The sequence below is a fragment of the Specibacter sp. RAF43 genome, from assembly GCF_052114065.1.
In the GTDB taxonomy this organism is placed as follows: domain Bacteria; phylum Actinomycetota; class Actinomycetes; order Actinomycetales; family Micrococcaceae; genus Specibacter.
The window spans coordinates 36016-52936 of sequence record NZ_JBFREA010000013.1; the positions used below are offsets into that span (position 1 = coordinate 36016).

A 16921-nucleotide genomic window follows, 5' to 3' on the forward strand; every position below is an offset into this window, starting at 1 on the left:
TCCCAATATATGTCGGTTTCGCAATAGGTCGGCTGCGGCAGGAGCTGCCGCCGCCTAGATATCGAGGAACCGGACGTCCTTGGCGTTTTGCTGGATGAAGTTCCTACGCGATTCCACGTCCTCACCCATCAGGATGGAGAAGATTTGATCGGCCTCCGCGGCGTCTTCCATGGTGACCTGCAACAAGGTGCGGTGGGCCGGATCCATCGTGGTGTCCCACAGTTCCGAATAATCCATCTCACCGAGCCCCTTGTAGCGCTGGATGCCATTGTCCTTGGGGATCCGGCGGCCGGCGGCGGCACCGGCGGCCAGCGCGGAGTCGCGTTCCTTGTCGCTGTAGACGTAATCGTGCGGCGCATTGGACCACTTGATCCGGTACAGCGGAGGCTGCGCCAAGTAGACATAACCGCTTTCAATCAGGGGGCGCATGTAGCGGAACAGGAGGGTCAGCAGCAAGGTGGTGATGTGCTGGCCGTCAACGTCGGCATCGGCCATCAGCACGATCTTGTGGTACCGGGCCTTGTCCACGTCAAAGTCCTCGCCAATGCCGGCCCCAAATGCGGTGATCATGGCCTGGACCTCGGCATTTCCCAGGGCCCGGTCCAGGCGGGCGCGTTCGACGTTGAGGATCTTGCCGCGCAGCGGCAGGATCGCCTGCGTGGTTGGGTTGCGGCCGCGGACGGCCGAACCGCCGGCGGAGTCGCCCTCCACGATGTAGATTTCGGAAAGGGAGGGGTCCTTGGACTGGCAGTCCTTGAGCTTTCCGGGCATGCCGCCGGATTCCAGCAGTCCCTTGCGACGCGTGTTTTCGCGCGCCTTCCGGGCCGCGAGCCGGGCCTGGGACGCCTGGATGGATTTGCGGATGACGTCCCGAGCCGGGCCGGGGTTGCGTTCGAGCCAGTCACCCAACCCGTCGGTCACCACCCGTTGAACAAATCCCTTGACCTCGGAGTTGCCGAGCTTGGTCTTGGTCTGGCCCTCGAACTGGGGTTCGGACAGCTTCACGGAAATGACGGCGGTGAGGCCTTCCCGGATGTCGTCCCCGGTGAGGTTGTCGTCCTTTTCCTTGATGATGTTCTTCTCGCGCGCGTACCGGTTGATCAGCGACGTCATGGCGGCACGGAAGCCCTCCTCATGGGTTCCGCCCTCGTGGGTGTTGATCGTATTCGCGTAGGTGTGAACGCTTTCCGAGAACGACGTGGTCCACTGCAGGGCCAGCTCCACGGCCATGCTGCGCGAGGAATCCTCGGTTTCAAACGCAATGACGTCCTCGTGCACGGGCTCGTACTTCTTGGACATGTTCAAGTACTTGACATAGTCCAGCAGGCCGTCGTTGTACTGGTAGACGATCACGCGCTTGCCCGTGGCCGCGTCCGTGCCCTCGGGGATGGCGTCAAGATCCGGGTCCTCATCGGCTGCGGGCTTGGCCAGGCGCTCGTCGGTGAGCGTGATCTTCAGGCCCTTGTTCAGGAACGCCATCTGCTGGAAACGGGCCCGAAGGGTCTCAAAATCAAACTCGACGGATTCAAAGATCTCCGGATCCGGATAGAACGTCTGGATGGTGCCGGTCTCGGTCGTCGCCTCCCCCTTGACCAGGGTGCCCTGCGGCTTGCCGCCGTCGGCGAAGCTCATGCGCCACACAAACCCCTTGCGCCGGATTTCCGTATCGACCCGGCGGGAGAGGGCGTTGACCACGGAAATGCCCACGCCGTGCAGACCGCCGGAAACCGCGTAACCGCTGCCGCCAAACTTTCCGCCGGCGTGCAGGATCGTCATGACGACCTCCACGGTGGGCTTGCCTTCGGTGGGGTGGATATCAACGGGAATGCCCCGCCCGTTGTCAACGACCCGGACGCCGCCGTCGCTTCGGAGCGTAACTTCAATGTGGTCGCAATAGCCTGCCAGGGCCTCGTCGACGGAGTTGTCCACCACTTCATATACCAGGTGGTGCAGTCCACGCAGCCCGGTGGAGCCGATGTACATCCCGGGACGCTTGCGAACCGCTTCCAGGCCTTCCAAGACCGTGATGTCGCTGGCGTCATAGTGGCTGGTGTTTTCCGCCCTGATGTCGACCGCAACCGCTGCAGCCGGGCTGTCCAGGTCTGGATTCATCGCATTCTCCGGGGCATCCGGATTAATCTCAGTCACAGGCGCGTTCGACCCCTCTATTTTTCGCTCGATTGCCACCATTGGCTTGTGCGGGGCGGTCAAGCCCCGGGCACCAAGGTCACCGTGGAAGGCACATAAATACCGCTCCCGCACCCACGACAGGATCTGCCATAGCGCCGCGGAGAGACGGTCTTGCCTCTAATTCTACCTCGTAGCGGGGGTGAATGCCGTCCCAACGTGCCCTGGGCGGCGAGATAACCGCCTTAGAATCCAATTTCGGAGCGGGAGTTGAGGGGAAGTACGCGCCAAGGGATTCTAAAGCCCTCCCGCGCGTTTGACCGGCCCGGCCGGCATGGCCGCCCGAGTCACCCGTAGGTGTCTCGCGGGCCGCGGCCCTTGACGCTTCGGAAGCCCTTGCGCCAGCTGGGTGCCGTGGGACCCAGCACCAGGATTTTCGTCACGACGCCGGCGCCCAGTTCGGCGTCGAACCTGGCCAGCAGCGACGACGACAGGAGCTTGAGCTGGGTGGCCCAGCTGGTGGAGTCGCAGCGCACGTGCAAGGTGGTGAAGTCAAAGCTCTCCGGCTGGCAGTGCGCGGCAATGTCCGGGCCCACCAGGGTGTCCCACTGCGCCATGACGGAACCGACGGCCAGCGGCGAGGACCAGCCGCGGTCCGACACCAGCCGGCTCACGACCTTGCCCAGGCCCAGGGGGTCGCGCCCGCCGTCCTTGATATCGAGGAACGGCTGCCGCTTGCGTCGAGGGGTCGGCTTCTCGCCGAGCCGCCCGCGCGGGATCCGCAGTTCCCCGCGGCTCTTGGCGATGGCCCGCATCCTGTTGAGGGCGGCCTGGGCGGCATCCACCTCGGTGACGTGATCGGTTGCCTGGGCCTTCTTCCGGCCCTTGATGCCCGTGGGATCCTCGGCGGCGGCACCGGGGTCGGGCGTGCTACCCGCCACCGGGCACCACGCTTGCGGCATTTGCCCCGCTCTGTCCTACCCCTCCGGGGAGGACCTGGATCTGGGCCCCCGACAGTTCGGGGGGAATATCCCCGTCGACGGCGGCCGTCACCAGAACCTGTTCGGCGCTGGCAACGATCCCCGCCAGCTTGCTGCGCCGTTGGGCATCAAGCTCGGCAAAGACGTCATCCAGGATCAGGATCGGCTCGTTGTTGGCGGTGTGATCGTCCTCGCTGAGCACATAAAACGATGCCAGGCGCAGGGCCAGGGCCACGGACCAGGATTCCCCATGCGATGCATAGCCCCGGGCGGGTGCCACACCCAAAAGCAATTCCAGTTCATCCCGGTGCGGACCCACCAGGGAGGTGCCGCGCTCCAGTTCCCGCTTGCGCGATGCACCCAGCGCCACCACATACTTTTCGGTGAGTTCGGCAACGCTGAACTTGGACAGGTCCTCCGGATCCGGCGCGACTTGGTCCGCCGCGGTGCCGTCGACGGGCGCGGCTCCGTACTCCGATCCCTCGGCCTGGGCGTCAATGCTGCTGCGGTAGACGGCACGCAAGAGTTTGGATCCGTCGGTGAGTTGGGCGTAGGCCTCGGACATGTGCGGGCGGAGACGCTCAAGCAATTCCAGCCTGGCGGTCAGCAAATTGGCGGCGGCCGCGGCCAGGTGCTGGTCCCAGACATCGAGCGTGTCCAGCTGCCCGTCACTGATGCCGCTGCGCGAGAAATGCTGTGTCCGGGCGGATTTCAACAGGGCGTTGCGCTGCTTGAGGACCCGGTCGAATTCGGTCCGGGTTGCCGCATGCCTGGGGAGGCGGACCACCAGCAGCTCATCGAGGAAACGTCGCCGGCCGCCCGGATCCCCCTTGACCAGGGCCAGGTCCTCCGGGGCAAACAGGACGCTGCGGCAGATCCCCAAAATGTCCCTGGCCCGCACCGGGTTGGCGCGGTTGATTCTGGCGCGGTTGGCCCGGGCGGCATTGATTTCCAGTTCCAGCAGCACTTTTTGCGGACCCCGGACCAGCTGGGCCCGAACCAACGCACGCTCGGTACCGAAGCGCAGCAGGGGAGCATCCGTGCTCACCCGGTGCGAGGATAGCGTGGAAAGATAACCGATGGCTTCCACCAGATTCGTCTTGCCCAGCCCGTTGGAGCCGACCAGCACCGTGACGCCCGGAGTGAGCTGGAGGTCAACCTGGGCGTAGCTGCGAAAATCCGTCAGGGAAAGTTGCTCAATAAACACAGATGCTACCGGCGTGTTCGGATCGTCTTAGGAGCCTGCGGGTTTTGTGGCATGTCCGCCAAATTGGTGCCGGAGGGCGGAAACCATCTTCATCGCGGGGGAGTTGTCCTCGCGGGAGGAGAACCGGGCAAAAAGGGCCGCCGTGATGGCCGGCGCCGGCACGGCGTTGGCGATGGCTTCCTCCACGGTCCAGCGCCCCTCGCCGGAGTCCTCCACAAAGTCGTCAATGGACTCCAGGCCCGGATCCTCGTCCAGGGCCTTCACCATCAGATCCAGCAGCCATGAGCGGACCACGGTCCCCTTTTGCCAGGCACGGAACGTCCCGGGCAGGTCCTTGATGATCTCTTTCTTGGCCAGGAGCTCATAACCTTCGGCATAGGCCTGCATCAGCCCGTATTCGATGCCGTTGTGCACCATTTTTGCGTAGTGCCCCGCGCCCACGCCGCCCACGTGGACGAAGCTGTCCGCGCGTTCACCCTCCGGGCGGAGCGCGTCCAGTACCGGAAGAGCCCGGGTCACGTCCTGGACGGATCCGCCCGCCATGAGGCCGTAGCCGTTTTGCAGGCCCCACACCCCGCCGGAGACGCCGACGTCCATGAACCCGATTTTCTTGGCGTCAAGCATGGCACCGTGCTTTTGGTCTTCGGTGAACCGGGAATTTCCCCCGTCAATCAGGAGATCTCCGGCTTCCATTGATTGTCCCAATTCCGTGATCACCGCGTTGGTGATGTCGCCGGAGGGAACCATGACCCAGATCAGGCGCGGTGCCGGGACGGCGGCCACCAGCTCGCCGAGTGAGGCCACGTCCGTCACATCGGGATTTCTGTCAAAGCCGGTGACCTGGATGCCTGCCGCCCGCAGGCGCGCCCGCATGTTGAAGCCCATTTTTCCAAGTCCGACAAGTCCGATGTGCACGGTTTCTCTTTTCTGGTGATGGTGAAGCGGCGGGCGGAGCTACTGGTTGGGAAGCCTTACCGGCATCACCAGGTAGCGGTAGTCGTCGCGGTTTTCCCCGTCGGCGTCATCCTGGGCGGTGAGCATGGCCGGTTTCGGGGCRGAGGTGAAGGAAAAACGCACGTACTTGCTGTCAAAGGCGTTCAACCCCTCACTGAGGTAGTGCGGGTTGAAGGCAACGGTGATGTCCCCGCCCATCAGCGTGGCCTCAAGGTTTTCCGATGCCTGTGCATCTTCGCCGGTGCCGGCATCCAGGGTGAGCTGGCCGTCAGTGAAAATCAGGCGGACCGGGGTGTTGCGCTCGGCGACGAGGGAAACACGGCGCACGGCCTCGGCCAGGGCATGCGTCTCGACCGTGGCGTAAATGGGGGTATTGTCCGGGAAAAGTGAGCGGATCTTCGGATAATCGCCATCGACGAGAAGCGAGGTGGTGCGCCGGCCGCCGCTTTCAAAGCCGATGAGTTCGCTGTTATCGGAGAGGGCGATGTTGATGTTCCCGGACCCGCCGAGGGTCTTGGCAACTTCGCTGAGGGTCTTGGCCTTTACCAGCGCGCCGGTGGAAATGCCCGGAGAGGCCGGATTCCAGCGGATTTCCCGCAGGGCCAGCCGGTAACGGTCGGTGGCCAGCAAGGTGATCAGGTCACCCTCAATCTCCATCTTTACACCGGTGAGAATGGGCAGGGTGTCATCCTTGCTGGAGGCGATGATGACCTGTGAAACAGCCTGGGCAAAGGCCTCCCCGTCCACCGTTCCGCTGAGTTCGGGCAAGGCCGGGAGTTCCGGATAGTCATTGACCGGCATGGTAGCCAAGTGGAAGCGGCTGCTGCGGCACGTCAAGGTGACCTTGGAACCGTCGGTTTCCACGTCCACCGGTGCGGCGGGAAGGCTGCGGCAAATATCTGCCAACAGGCGTCCGGAGACCAGGATGCTGCCCTCCTCGGCAATGTCTGCGGGGATCTCCAACCGTGCCGAAATTTCATAGTCAAAGCTGGCCAGGCTCAACGTGCCGGCCTCGGCCTTAAGCAGGAGGCCCGAAAGGACGGGAACCGGCGGCCGTGGTGACAAGGATCGGGCGGCCCAGCTGACGGCTTCGGTCAGAACATCCCGTTCGACTCGGAACTTCACGGAGGGGTGCCGCCTTTCATCATGCGGAAAGTGGGTGGTGGACGAGCCGATCGCAGGGCCTTCGGTGGAAGGACAGGTGACCGTTGTGAAACTACATGCTTGCAGACAGCTTAGCGCTTCATACAGCGGAGCCGAACATTGCCATTCGACGCAGCCGTGCCGGCGTCGGGGCACGGGGAAAATGTTCTTTGAAACGAATAATTCTTGTAGTTAGTAGTGTTAATAAGTCCTGTGGATACTGTGGATAACTCGCTTGGTTGGCGCCGTTGCGCGGAACTGCCCTGTGCACAATCTGTGGGGCTGTCCCGCATCGTGCGGTGGGCGGAGGTGGACAAGATTTCCGGCCAAATCAACGATCCACAGCCGACCCTGTAGTTATCCGCAGGGACAGGGCGGTTGTGCACTTAACTGTCCACAGGCTTATCCACAGCTGTTAATTACTGGAATTTTTTTCGCCCGCTGCGGGACTAGCCCTCGCGCTGCTGCTGCTTGATCTTGTTGGTCAGTTCCGTGACCTGGTTGTAGATGGCACGGCGTTCGGCCATCAACTCCCGGATCTTTCGATCCGCATGGATCACGGTGGTGTGGTCCCGGCCGCCAAATTCCTGCCCAATTTTGGGCAGGGACATGTCCGTCAGCTCCCTGCACAGGTACATCGCGATCTGTCGGGCGGTCACCAGGGTCCGGGTCCGGGACTTGCTGCACAGTTCTTCGAGGGAGATGTTGAAATATGCCGCGGTCTGTCCCAGAATGGCCGTCGACGTAATTTCCTGCGCGCCATCGTCGGTGATCAGGTCCTTGAGTATCATCTCCGCCAGCCCGACGTCCACGGGCTGGCGGTTCAGGCTGGCGAACGCGGTCACCCTGATGAGGGCACCCTCCAGTTCACGAATGTTGGTGGAGATCTTCGAGGCGATGTATTCCAGGGCGTCATCGGGTGCGGACAATCCCTCCCCGATGGCCTTTTTGCGCAAGATCGCGATGCGGGTCTCGAGCTCCGGGGGCTGAACATCGGTCAGCAGGCCCCACTCGAAGCGCGAACGCATGCGTTCCTCAAACCCCTGCAATCGCTTGGGCGGAAGATCGGAGGTGATCACCACCTGTTTGTTGTGATTGTGGAGGGCATTGAAGGTGTGGAAGAACTCCTCCTGTGTTGCATCCTTGTTGGCCAGAAACTGGATGTCGTCAATGAGCAGGATGTCAACGTTGCGGTACAGCTGCTTGAAGCTCGCGCCCTCATCATCACGGATGGAGTTGATGAAGTCGTTGGTGAATTCCTCGGAATTGACGTATCGAACCCGGATTCCCGTGTAGAGGCGGCGGGCGTAGTGGCCAATGGCATGGAGCAGGTGGGTCTTGCCCAAGCCCGAGTCCCCATAAATGAACAGCGGGTTGTAGGCCTTGGCCGGGGCTTCGGCCACCGCAACGGCTGCGGCATGGGCAAACCGGTTGGAGGCCCCAATCACAAATGAGTCAAAAATATACTTCGGATTCAGGCGCCCGAATTCCTGGGATGTGCTCGGCAGCATGGGAGACGGCTTGGAACCGTGCTCGGGCCGGTGGACCCGCTCCGCCCGGGCGGGGGACGGCTCCTGGACCGGGGCCTCCTCCTTGACCGGTGGGACAAGATCGGCGTTGACGCTGAAGGCACAGCCGATTTCCTCGGGAAACACCTGGCGGAGGGCATCATTGAGGGTTGCGCTGAGCTGTGTTTGCAATACCTCGCGGGTCAATTCGTTGGGGACGGCCACCAGGAGGGTGTTGCCGATGAGCCCCTGCGGTTGGGTGAGGACAACAAATCCACGTTGGCGCGGCGAGACACGTTCGTCCTGTTCCAGGATCCGAATTACCCGGCGCCAGGAACTGCCAACGTCATTGATCTCCTCTGTGCTCATGGACTGATCCACCCTTACCGCCGGCGTTTCCACCAGCCATCTCGTATTTGCGTGCGGACGTGCGTGACTTCTCTTACACACAGGGAGTGTGGGGAGCCGGCATCCGCAATGACCATCCACAGAGTTATTCACAACCCGTGGATAACCAACTACGCGCCAAGCCTAAGGGATGAAAACGCCAGAAGATAGCAAGGAATTCTGCTTGTGGATAAATGTCACACGCAGCCGGTTCCCGGCACCGGTCTGCCCCCTGTTGTCCACCGGTTATCCACGGGATTGTGCACACGCCCTGTGGATGACGGGCGGCGGGGGAACGGGCAAAATCACGCATCCCGGGTGCCGCAGCCGTGTGGGGACGGTTTGACTATGGGGGCCAAAATGACCTAACGTTGTGAAGTCCTTTGTGTCCGCTTTGCGCTCCGGCGTGCGCTCCTCTTTTGGGGGTGGAAAAGCGGGCATCCATATACTTAGCGTCGGCCTGTTCTTCCCCTTCATAGCTTCGGGCAAGGCGCATCTTTGATTGTCTTGGAGTAACTACCGTGAGCAAGCGGACTTTCCAGCCGAACAACCGCCGTCGTGCCAAGAAGCACGGCTTCCGCCTTCGCATGCGCACCCGCGCCGGCCGTGCCATCCTGGCCGCCCGTCGTGGCAAGGGTCGCATCGAACTGTCGGCCTAACCAAACCAACTGCTTGACGATCCGTCGAGCCTTGCAGAAGTAGCAGTTGATCGCAGGGTGCTAGCCACCAAGAACAGAATGCGGACCTCCGCCAACTTCTCACATACTGTACGTTCCGGCGTCCGCAACGGACGCCGGAACTTAGTGTTATATGTGGTGCCCAGTTCCAGCGGCGAACCCAGTCAAATCGGGTTCATCGTTGCGAAGACTGTCGGGAACGCTGTTGCTCGGAACCTCGTTAAGAGGAGACTGAGAGAAATAGCCGCCGAGACGGTTCGCCGTTATCCATATGGACTGAATGTGGTGGTCCGGGCCTTGCCCGCCGCCGCCGGAGCCCAGTGGAGCGAGCTTGTCTGCGACTATCAGCGTGCCTTTTCCAAAGCCGTTCCACCCAGGGTGGACCAGCGGGAGAAGGTGCCCGGCCAGGATACCGCTGCACCACCGGTAGACAAGGCCGAAGTGTCGGAAAGGAGATGATGTCCGTGGCCCAAGCACGCCTCGAGCGTCACACACCGAGCCGCCCGGCCGTCGTCGGGCGCTTCGTCTGGAACCTTCCGCGCAATCTGCTGATTGTCATCTTGACCGTTTACCGGCGCTTCATCTCGCCCATCTATGGGCCGGTGTGCCGGTTTTTTCCATCATGTTCGGCATACGCCTTGGAAGCTGTCACCGTTCACGGGGCAGTTAAGGGCAGTTGGTACGCGGCCGGCCGCGTCATGCGGTGCCATCCGTGGAATTCCGGGGGCATCGATCCGGTGCCGGCGCCGGCGCACATCCACTGGAACGACGGCGCCAAGGTCCCCTACATCGTCCAACTGAATCACCCAGACGTCTTTCTGGCAGCCCAGACGGATACACAAAGCCGCCCGGCGGCTTGAGGAGAATAGAAAAGAAATATGGACTTCTTCGGGACGATTCTGTACCCCTTCGAGTGGCTCGTTTCAATGATCATGGTGCTCTTCCATGATGGGCTGACCTTCATTGGACTGCCGGCCGCGTCCGGGGTGACCTGGACGCTGTCCATCATCGGGCTGGTGCTGGTGATTCGTGCGGCCCTGATCCCGGTCTTCGTCAAGCAGATCAAGGCCCAGCGCGGCATGCAGGCGCTCCAGCCGGACATGAAGAAGTTGCAGGCCAAATACAAGGGCAAGACCGACCAGCTCTCCCGCCAGGCAATGGCGCAGGAACAGATGGCCTTGTACAAGGAACACGGCACCAACCCGTTCTCCGCGTGCCTGCCCATGCTCATTCAGATGCCGTTCTTCTTCTCGCTGTTCCGTGTGCTCTCCGGGGTGGCCAAGGCCAATGCCGAGAGCAAGGGCATTGGCGCCATGAACCACGGCCAGGTGGCCCAGTTTGACCAGGCCACGATCTTTGGCGCCCCACTGTCTGCCGCGTTCCTGCCCCAACTCCAGGGCGGAGATCTTTCGGTGGCCGTGGTGGTGTTGTCGCTGATCATGATCGTGGCGATGATCGCTTCGCAGTTCATCACGCAGAAGCAGATCATGACCAAGAACATGTCCGAAGAGGCCATGCAGGGCCCGTTCATGAAGCAGCAGAAGATGATGCTGTATGTTCTGCCGCTCGTCTTCGGCATCGGCGGCGTGAACTTCCCCATCGGTGTGTTGATCTACTGGACCACCACGAACATCTGGACCATGGCCCAGCAGTTCTTTGTGATTCGCCGCATGCCGACCCCCGGGTCGCCCGCCTACAAGGAGTACCAGAAGCGTCGCGAGGCCAAGGGCCTGCCGTTGCTGGGCGCCTCCAAGAAGAGCCTCGAGCCCGTCATTGAGGAAGTTCCCGCCCCCAAGGGTCAGCGCAACCAGCCACAACGCAAGAACAGGAAGAAGAAATAATGCCTGCTGAAACTGAAATTGACGCCGAAGAAACTCCCTCCTCCACTGAAGGCTCCACCACTGCCAGCCGCCTCGAAGAAGAGGGCGACATTGCCGCGGACTACCTGGAGGAGCTGCTGGACATTGCCGACATCGACGGCGACATCGACATTGAGGTGCGCAACGGGCGTACCTACATCTCCATTGTGGCCGAGGACGAAGCGGATAACCTCAAGGCTTTGGTGGGCCGGGACGGCGAAGTGCTGGACGCCCTTCAGGAACTGACCCGCCTGAGTGTCCTGGCGGCCACGGACAACCGATCCCGCCTGGTTCTGGACATCTCCGGATACCGCGACCGCCGCAACGTCGAACTTGCCGAGGTGGCCAGGGACGCCGCCGAGCTGATCAAGGCCGGCCGCGAATCGGTGGCCTTGGTACCGATGGGCGCCTACGAACGCAAGATTGTCCATGACGCCATTGCTGAACTGGGCCTTGCCTCCGAGTCCGAGGGCGAAGGCACTGAGCGCCACATCGTCGTCACGGCCGCGCACCAGGCATAAAACGCAGTGAAAATAGCCGGTCCCGCTCACCTGCCGATGGTTGGGTGAGCGGGATCGCTTGCGAGGGGACTGAAGTTGTGGTTGATCTAAGCGTTGACGAGGCAAATGCCGCCAAGGCGATCTTTGGGGATCGCCTTGAGCTGGCAAAGCGATATGTCGAGCACCTGGCAACGTCGGGGATTGAACGCGGACTCATAGGTCCGCGCGAGGTCCCACGGCTGTGGGACCGGCATGTTCTGAACTGTGCCGTCATTGCCGAGCTGATTGCCGACGGCGCAAGGGTAGCCGATGTGGGCAGCGGAGCCGGACTGCCGGGCCTGTGCCTGGCCATTGCCCGCCCGGACCTTTACCTGACCTTGATCGAGCCCCTTGAGCGTCGTGTGGTCTGGCTGGAGGAAGTTGTGATGGACCTCGGCCTGGACAATGTGGAGATTGTGCGCGCCCGCGCCGAGGCGGCTATCGGCAAGGTGGAATGTTCGGTTGTCACGGCCCGCGCCGTGTCTGCGCTGGGGACCTTGGCCACGCTGACAATTCCCTTGCTGGGCGGCCGCGGGGAACTGCTGGCCATAAAGGGCCGCAGCGCGCCGGAGGAGATCGCCAAGGCGGCAAAGACGATCAAGAAGCTGGGCGGGATCCAGACCGAAGTCCTGACCGTCGGAGGCGATATTTTGCTCGAACCCACCACCGTGGTCCGGGTGAAGGTGGCCCGGCGCTGATCCACAATCGCGAGGGTTGGAACCGATAGTCTAGAGAGTGGCATTACCGCCAGATGAAAGTGAGCGTGTCATCGTGACCAGTAGCGAAGCGGTTTCGCAACGGATCCCACCCTTCATGTCGTTGGGGTCGGCACGATCGGACGTATGGGCCAACAAGCTTGATAATCAGCCTAAATCGGTTGATTTGGGCGCCACTGTCAGTGTTTCACGTGAAACATCGACAAAAACTCTCTCCGCACTTGACGACGACTTTGATCACGGCAGCCCCATCGCCAGCCAGTTGGCAAGCGAGACCAAGCGGCGGGAGCGGTTGTTGGGACGCAAGCTGCCCCGGCCGCAGAAGACTCGCATCCTAACAGTTGCCAATCAAAAAGGGGGCGTGGGCAAAACGACGACCACCGTCAATGTTGCCGCCGCCCTTGCCTCTGCCGGGCTAAACGTCCTGGTCATAGACATAGACCCGCAGGGAAACGCCTCAACGGCCCTGGGCGTTCCGCACCACGCCGATATCGACAGTATTTATGATGTTTTGATCAATGACTTCGCACTGGCTGACGTTGTTGCGGCGTGCCCGGACATTGACAATCTCTACTGCGCACCCGCAACGATCCACCTGGCCGGAGCGGAAATTGAGCTGGTCTCCCTGGTCGCGCGCGAGCAGCGGCTGCGGCGCGCCATCGAGGAATACACCAAGTATCGCGAGGCGGAGGGAGAGCCTCGGCTCGATTTCATCTTCATCGACTGCCCGCCCAGTCTCGGCTTGTTGACGGTGAACGCCTTTTGTGCCGCCAACGAGGTCATGATTCCCATTCAATGCGAGTACTACGCACTTGAGGGCCTCAGTCAGCTGCTCAAAAACATTGAAATGATACAAAAACACCTCAATTCCGAGCTGGTCGTTTCGACCATCCTGTTGACCATGTACGACGGCAGAACAAATCTGGCCGCGCACGTTGCGGCGGATGTCCGCGAACACTTCCCGAAACAGGTGCTCCAGGCCCTCATCCCGCGGTCGGTACGGATTTCCGAGGCGCCCAGCTACCAGCAAACCGTCATGACATATGATCCTTCATCCACTGGCGCGTTGTCCTACCTTGAGGCGGCGGCCGAACTGGCCGAGCGTTAGACTTCATACCAAGGGACTGCCGTCGGCGCCCACGTTTTCATAATGCAATTCACTTGGCTCCGTCGTATCCGGGGCTCGTTCTATGGAGGACATGTCAATGACCGATAAGCGTAGAGGCCTTGGTCGCGGCTTAGGTGCCTTGATCCCAAGTTCAACATTGGATGACCCCAATTCGTCATCGGCGTTGCCTACCCGACCAGTTGACCTGTTTTTCCCGGAGCCCAAGGGCCGCAAGTCGGGGACTGCTCTTCGGGAGACCAGGAAGCCTGTCGCGTCGGTCGAGCTGGTTGAGGTCCCGGGTGCGCGTTTCATGGAGCTGCCGGTGGGGGAAATCCACCCGAACCGCAAGCAGCCAAGAACGGTCTTTGACGAAGATGACATGGCGGAATTGGTGCACTCCGTCCGCGAAATCGGCGTTTTGCAGCCCATCGTGGTCAGAAAGTCCACGGAAAAGGGGGATCAGCCGTACGAGCTGGTCATGGGTGAGCGCCGATGGAGGGCCTCCCAGGCCGCGGGGCTGGAGACCATTCCCGTCATTGTTCGCGACACCTCCGATGTGAACCTCCTGCGGGACGCCCTCCTGGAGAACCTGCACCGCAGCCAACTAAACCCCTTGGAAGAGGCGGCAGCCTACCAGCAGCTGCTGGAGGACTTTGGCACCACGCATGAGCAGCTGGCTGATCGTATCGGTCGCTCGCGTCCCCAGGTCTCCAATACCCTTCGGCTGCTGAAGCTGCCTCCCGTGGTTCAGCGTCGGGTCGCCGCCGGGGTACTTTCCGCCGGGCATGCTCGCGCCCTGTTGTCGCTGCCCGAGGTCGAGGCCATGGAACGGTTCGCCCAAAAGGTCGTGGCGGAGGGGATGTCCGTACGGGCCACCGAGGAGGCCGTCGCGATGTACCAGGCTCCTGCCGATCCTTCCCGGTCTCGGCTTAGCAAACCGAGCCCGCGCCACGAACGGTTGGACTTCTTGGCAAGTTCGCTGTCTGATCGGCTCGACACGAACGTGAAAATCTCCCTGGGGTCGCGCAAGGGCAAGGTCAGTATTGAGTTTGCGTCCGTCGAGGACCTCAACCGGATCATGGATGTATTGGCACCCGGGTCCAACTAGTTGATCTCCCAGGGCGGGCGGTGTTTCACGTGAAACATCGCCCGCCCTGCTTTTTGGCCTTGTCCTGGATCGATCCTAAGCGCGGAAAGTAGTTCTTGCTCGCCAGGGTTTTCCCGGACTCCGAGCCCCCTGAGGCGGACTTCCGGGCAGGGTCACCGCGGAGGCACCGCGGACGCCCTACAACGATGTTTCACGTGAAACCGACGCGAGCGGCAGAAGGGTGTTCCTGCCTCGGCCGCCGCGGCGACTCACCCCGCCGTCGCAGGGTGTCTCGAAGGGTTCTCGCCGGCCATTGGGGATGTCGCATTGCGGGGCGAGAGCGGTTCTGCAAAGTCTGTCTAGTCCGCCCGAGGGCCCGGGCCTCTGCCAAGGCTCCGCTGCACAGAATGGAAATCACCAAGGTGTCGGCCGGCAATGCCTGTACCTGGCCATATGGGTGGTGACACTGGTTCGAATGTCCGCCACCCCAATGCACGATCGACTGTTCATCGACGTGAATGGCTCGTCGACCGGATACGGTCCGGCCGGCCTGGTTCGCACGTGGCCAAGGAACTCGGAGTCTCACGCCGATGCGCCTACCGCTGGCTCCGCTGCGATTGCAGCGACGGGCTGCGGCCTTCTTCGCCAGCGACCGCATTGCCGCATCGAGTGCATCCTGAAGAGCAACGCCGTCACGGGCCAGCGGTCGCCAGCCTTCAAACACGCCGTCGCTGACATCGGGGCCGGATAACAATTCATCAACGCCAATGCCCCTGGACCGATGGCAAAGTCTAACCATTCAACACCGTGATCGGAACGACTCCCATCAACCAAGTACCGCAGACCTAGTGGCCGAGGGCAGCAGGGAGATGGCCCGCCGCACGCGGGCCGTGAAACAGACCCCTCCCCGCGAAGCAGCTGATGGGCAGCATACGGTTTCGCGGGGAAGGGTCTGTTGATAGACCGGGCCCGATCGATTTGCCCCGTCTCGGCCCAGTTGCAGCAGTCGGCTCCGCCAACCTGTTTGGAGTCAGCCTGAGCCGGGCAAGGGCGCTGCGGCGTCGGCCTCGGGGGAGTGTGACGGCCCATGTGGGGCCGCGTGAGTATTCGGCGATTTGGGGACCACCCATTATTGCCGTTGGGGCCACTGATATTGCCGTTGGGGGCCGGTGCTGTCCGGGGTGGGAACCACCGGCCTCCAACGGGTCTAGTCATTCGTGATCGGCGCCGATCTTCTCACGAATGTTGTCGCTTCCGGTCTCGATCCAAATGGTGTTGTGGATGATCCGGTCCATGATCGCGTCGGCATGAACGCCGGAGCCGAGCCGCTGGTGCCAGTCCTTCTGCTGATATTGCGTGCAGAACACCGTTGACGCCGAGCCATAGCGGCGTTCCATGAGTTCCAGGAGCATGCGCAGGAAGTCGCCGCTGGGGCGGTCCAGGAGCCACTCATCGATCACCAGCAGGGTAAATGATCCATATTTCTTCAGGAACTTGGAGGCGCCCATGGGTTTGTCCTGGGCCTGGACCCATTCCTCCTCGAGGTCGGGCATGCGCACGTAGTGGGTGCGGATCCGGTTGCGGCAGGCCTGTCTCGCCAGGGCGCAGCCCAGATACGATTTTCCGGAACCGGTGAATCCCTGGAAGACCACGTTCTGGTTTTGGGCTATGAACCCGCAGCTGCCAATGGCGGTGAGTGTGTTGAGGTTCAGCCCGCGTTCCTCGACCAGGTCCACTTGGCGCAGGTCGGCGTTGGGGTAGCGCAGCTTCGCGCGACTGATCAGGCCGTCGACCTTTGAGGTGGTGAACGTCGAATTCGCTTCGTCAACGATCAGGCGCACCCGTTCGTCGAAGCTCAGCGCCATGCTCAGGGTTTCGTCCTGGGCCTCGCTTGACTGGAGCATTTCGGTGGCGTTCATTTCACGCATTTTTCGCTTGGTCTCGATATCCAGTGAGCTCATCGGGTGCCTCCTGCGTAATAGTCGCTGCCGCGCACGTAGCCGCCTTCGTGGTGGAATAGCTCCGGCGGTGGCTGAAGGTTCCTGTCTTGGCCGGTTTCCAGCAGGGGACGGAGGTGGGCGTAGCGCGGAGACCTGATCTGGCTCTGCGGTGCGATACGGCAGACCGCTTCCAGTCGGGCCGGGCCGTAGCGCCGACTCAGGCGCAGCACCGCCAGCGCGGCATTGAAGCCCTGCTCCTTGACCTGGACGGATTCAAAGATCCGTTCCACGACATTCAGCGTGCACGGCCCGGTGCGCGTGGCCCATTCCTTGACGCGCTGGGTGTCCCAGTGCTGCCACTGGCGGTCCGGCGGAATATCGGCATCGTTGGTCTGGTACTGGTTCAGCGCCCCGGCCGGGGAGCGTTTGGGTCCCAGGAGGGGCAGAGGGTGCAGCGCACGGATCGAGGTGAAACGCAGCTCGACTTCGTAGCTTCATTGGAAGGGAAGAATAGCCGCCACTACGTGCACGGGCCGTCATCGCGGGTGACGCAGGCAGAGATCCAAACCGTAATCGGCGTTGGCTTTTCGGCGAGAGTCGTGGCTCCACGGGCAAGACGGCGCCGACGTGGACCGACCATATGGAACTGACGGTGAAGGCAGCATCCATCGTCGAGGGGCTTTGCAGCT

The 16921-nt window shown here is 62.0% G+C and carries 16 protein-coding genes and 1 pseudogene; 9 read left to right on the plus strand and 8 right to left on the minus strand.

All coding sequences use genetic code 11. The annotated features are described in order from the left end of the window. Positions 1 to 54: 54 nt before the first annotated feature. From gyrB to dnaA, 6 genes are all read right to left on the minus strand, one after another. The gene (gene gyrB / locus AB4Y80_RS09040; RefSeq protein ID WP_442213762.1) at positions 55 to 2112 is read right to left on the minus strand and encodes a DNA topoisomerase (ATP-hydrolyzing) subunit B; all 2058 of its coding nucleotides are present in this window, start codon (positions 2110 to 2112) and stop codon (positions 55 to 57) included. 362 nt (positions 2113 to 2474) lie between these two features. After that, on the minus strand, positions 2475 to 3068 hold the full coding sequence (locus AB4Y80_RS09045; protein WP_442213727.1) for a DUF721 domain-containing protein: 594 nt from the start codon (positions 3066 to 3068) through the stop codon (positions 2475 to 2477). After that, positions 3058 to 4314, minus strand: a complete 1257-nt coding sequence (gene recF / locus AB4Y80_RS09050; RefSeq protein ID WP_442213728.1) for a DNA replication/repair protein RecF — start codon at positions 4312 to 4314, stop codon at positions 3058 to 3060. Before recF ends, AB4Y80_RS09045 begins: the two co-directional genes overlap by 11 nt. A gap of 27 nt (positions 4315 to 4341) precedes the next feature. Continuing rightward, positions 4342 to 5229: a phosphogluconate dehydrogenase (NAD(+)-dependent, decarboxylating) gene (gene gnd, locus AB4Y80_RS09055; protein ID WP_442213729.1), complete on the minus strand. Its 888-nt coding sequence runs from the start codon at positions 5227 to 5229 to the stop codon at positions 4342 to 4344. Positions 5230 to 5268: 39 nt separating this feature from the next. Continuing rightward, positions 5269 to 6393: a DNA polymerase III subunit beta gene (dnaN, locus tag AB4Y80_RS09060; protein ID WP_442213731.1), complete on the minus strand. Its 1125-nt coding sequence runs from the start codon at positions 6391 to 6393 to the stop codon at positions 5269 to 5271. A 467-nt stretch (positions 6394 to 6860) separates the two neighbouring features. Further along, positions 6861 to 8288 (minus strand): chromosomal replication initiator protein DnaA, encoded by a 1428-nt coding sequence (gene dnaA, locus AB4Y80_RS09065; RefSeq protein WP_442213732.1) that lies wholly within the window; start codon positions 8286 to 8288, stop codon positions 6861 to 6863. Positions 8289 to 8827: 539 nt separating this feature from the next. On the opposite strand from dnaA, the gene rpmH reads away from it, so the two are divergent. The 9 genes from rpmH to AB4Y80_RS09110 all read left to right on the plus strand — a co-directional run bounded on the left by rpmH (position 8828) and on the right by AB4Y80_RS09110 (position 15027). After that, positions 8828 to 8965: a 50S ribosomal protein L34 gene (rpmH, locus tag AB4Y80_RS09070; protein ID WP_062008104.1), complete on the plus strand. Its 138-nt coding sequence runs from the start codon at positions 8828 to 8830 to the stop codon at positions 8963 to 8965. Between the two features lie 57 nt (positions 8966 to 9022). Continuing rightward, entirely contained in the window at positions 9023 to 9442 is a 420-nt protein-coding gene (rnpA, locus tag AB4Y80_RS09075; protein WP_442213733.1) for a ribonuclease P protein component, read from the plus strand. Continuing rightward, positions 9442 to 9843, plus strand: a complete 402-nt coding sequence (gene yidD / locus AB4Y80_RS09080; RefSeq protein ID WP_442213734.1) for a membrane protein insertion efficiency factor YidD — start codon at positions 9442 to 9444, stop codon at positions 9841 to 9843. Before rnpA ends, yidD begins: the two co-directional genes overlap by 1 nt. 18 nt (positions 9844 to 9861) lie before the next feature. After that, entirely contained in the window at positions 9862 to 10824 is a 963-nt protein-coding gene (gene yidC / locus AB4Y80_RS09085; protein WP_442213735.1) for a membrane protein insertase YidC, read from the plus strand. Next, positions 10824 to 11363 (plus strand): Jag family protein, encoded by a 540-nt coding sequence (locus AB4Y80_RS09090; protein ID WP_442213736.1) that lies wholly within the window; start codon positions 10824 to 10826, stop codon positions 11361 to 11363. Before yidC ends, AB4Y80_RS09090 begins: the two co-directional genes overlap by 1 nt. Positions 11364 to 11440: 77 nt before the next feature. Continuing rightward, complete coding sequence (rsmG, locus tag AB4Y80_RS09095; protein WP_442213737.1) at positions 11441 to 12079, plus strand: 16S rRNA (guanine(527)-N(7))-methyltransferase RsmG; 639 nt, start codon at positions 11441 to 11443, stop codon at positions 12077 to 12079. A gap of 73 nt (positions 12080 to 12152) precedes the next feature. Beyond that, on the plus strand, positions 12153 to 13205 hold the full coding sequence (locus AB4Y80_RS09100; RefSeq protein ID WP_442213738.1) for a ParA family protein: 1053 nt from the start codon (positions 12153 to 12155) through the stop codon (positions 13203 to 13205). 97 nt (positions 13206 to 13302) lie between these two features. Continuing rightward, on the plus strand, positions 13303 to 14313 hold the full coding sequence (locus AB4Y80_RS09105; RefSeq protein WP_442213763.1) for a ParB/RepB/Spo0J family partition protein: 1011 nt from the start codon (positions 13303 to 13305) through the stop codon (positions 14311 to 14313). A gap of 432 nt (positions 14314 to 14745) precedes the next feature. Further along, a complete protein-coding gene (locus AB4Y80_RS09110) occupies positions 14746 to 15027 on the plus strand; it encodes a helix-turn-helix domain-containing protein (RefSeq protein ID WP_442213764.1) in 282 nt (93 codons plus the stop codon). Positions 15028 to 15503: 476 nt separating this feature from the next. Here AB4Y80_RS09110 and AB4Y80_RS09115 read toward each other — a convergent pair whose 3' ends face one another. Both AB4Y80_RS09115 and AB4Y80_RS09120 read right to left on the minus strand, forming a co-directional pair. Beyond that, positions 15504 to 16253, minus strand: a complete 750-nt coding sequence (locus AB4Y80_RS09115) for an ATP-binding protein (RefSeq protein WP_442213740.1) — start codon at positions 16251 to 16253, stop codon at positions 15504 to 15506. Further along, positions 16250 to 16648: pseudogene (locus AB4Y80_RS09120) on the minus strand (IS21 family transposase); the annotation flags it as partial. The gene AB4Y80_RS09115 and the pseudogene AB4Y80_RS09120, both read right to left, overlap by 4 nt. Between the last annotated feature and the right edge of the window lie 273 nt (positions 16649 to 16921).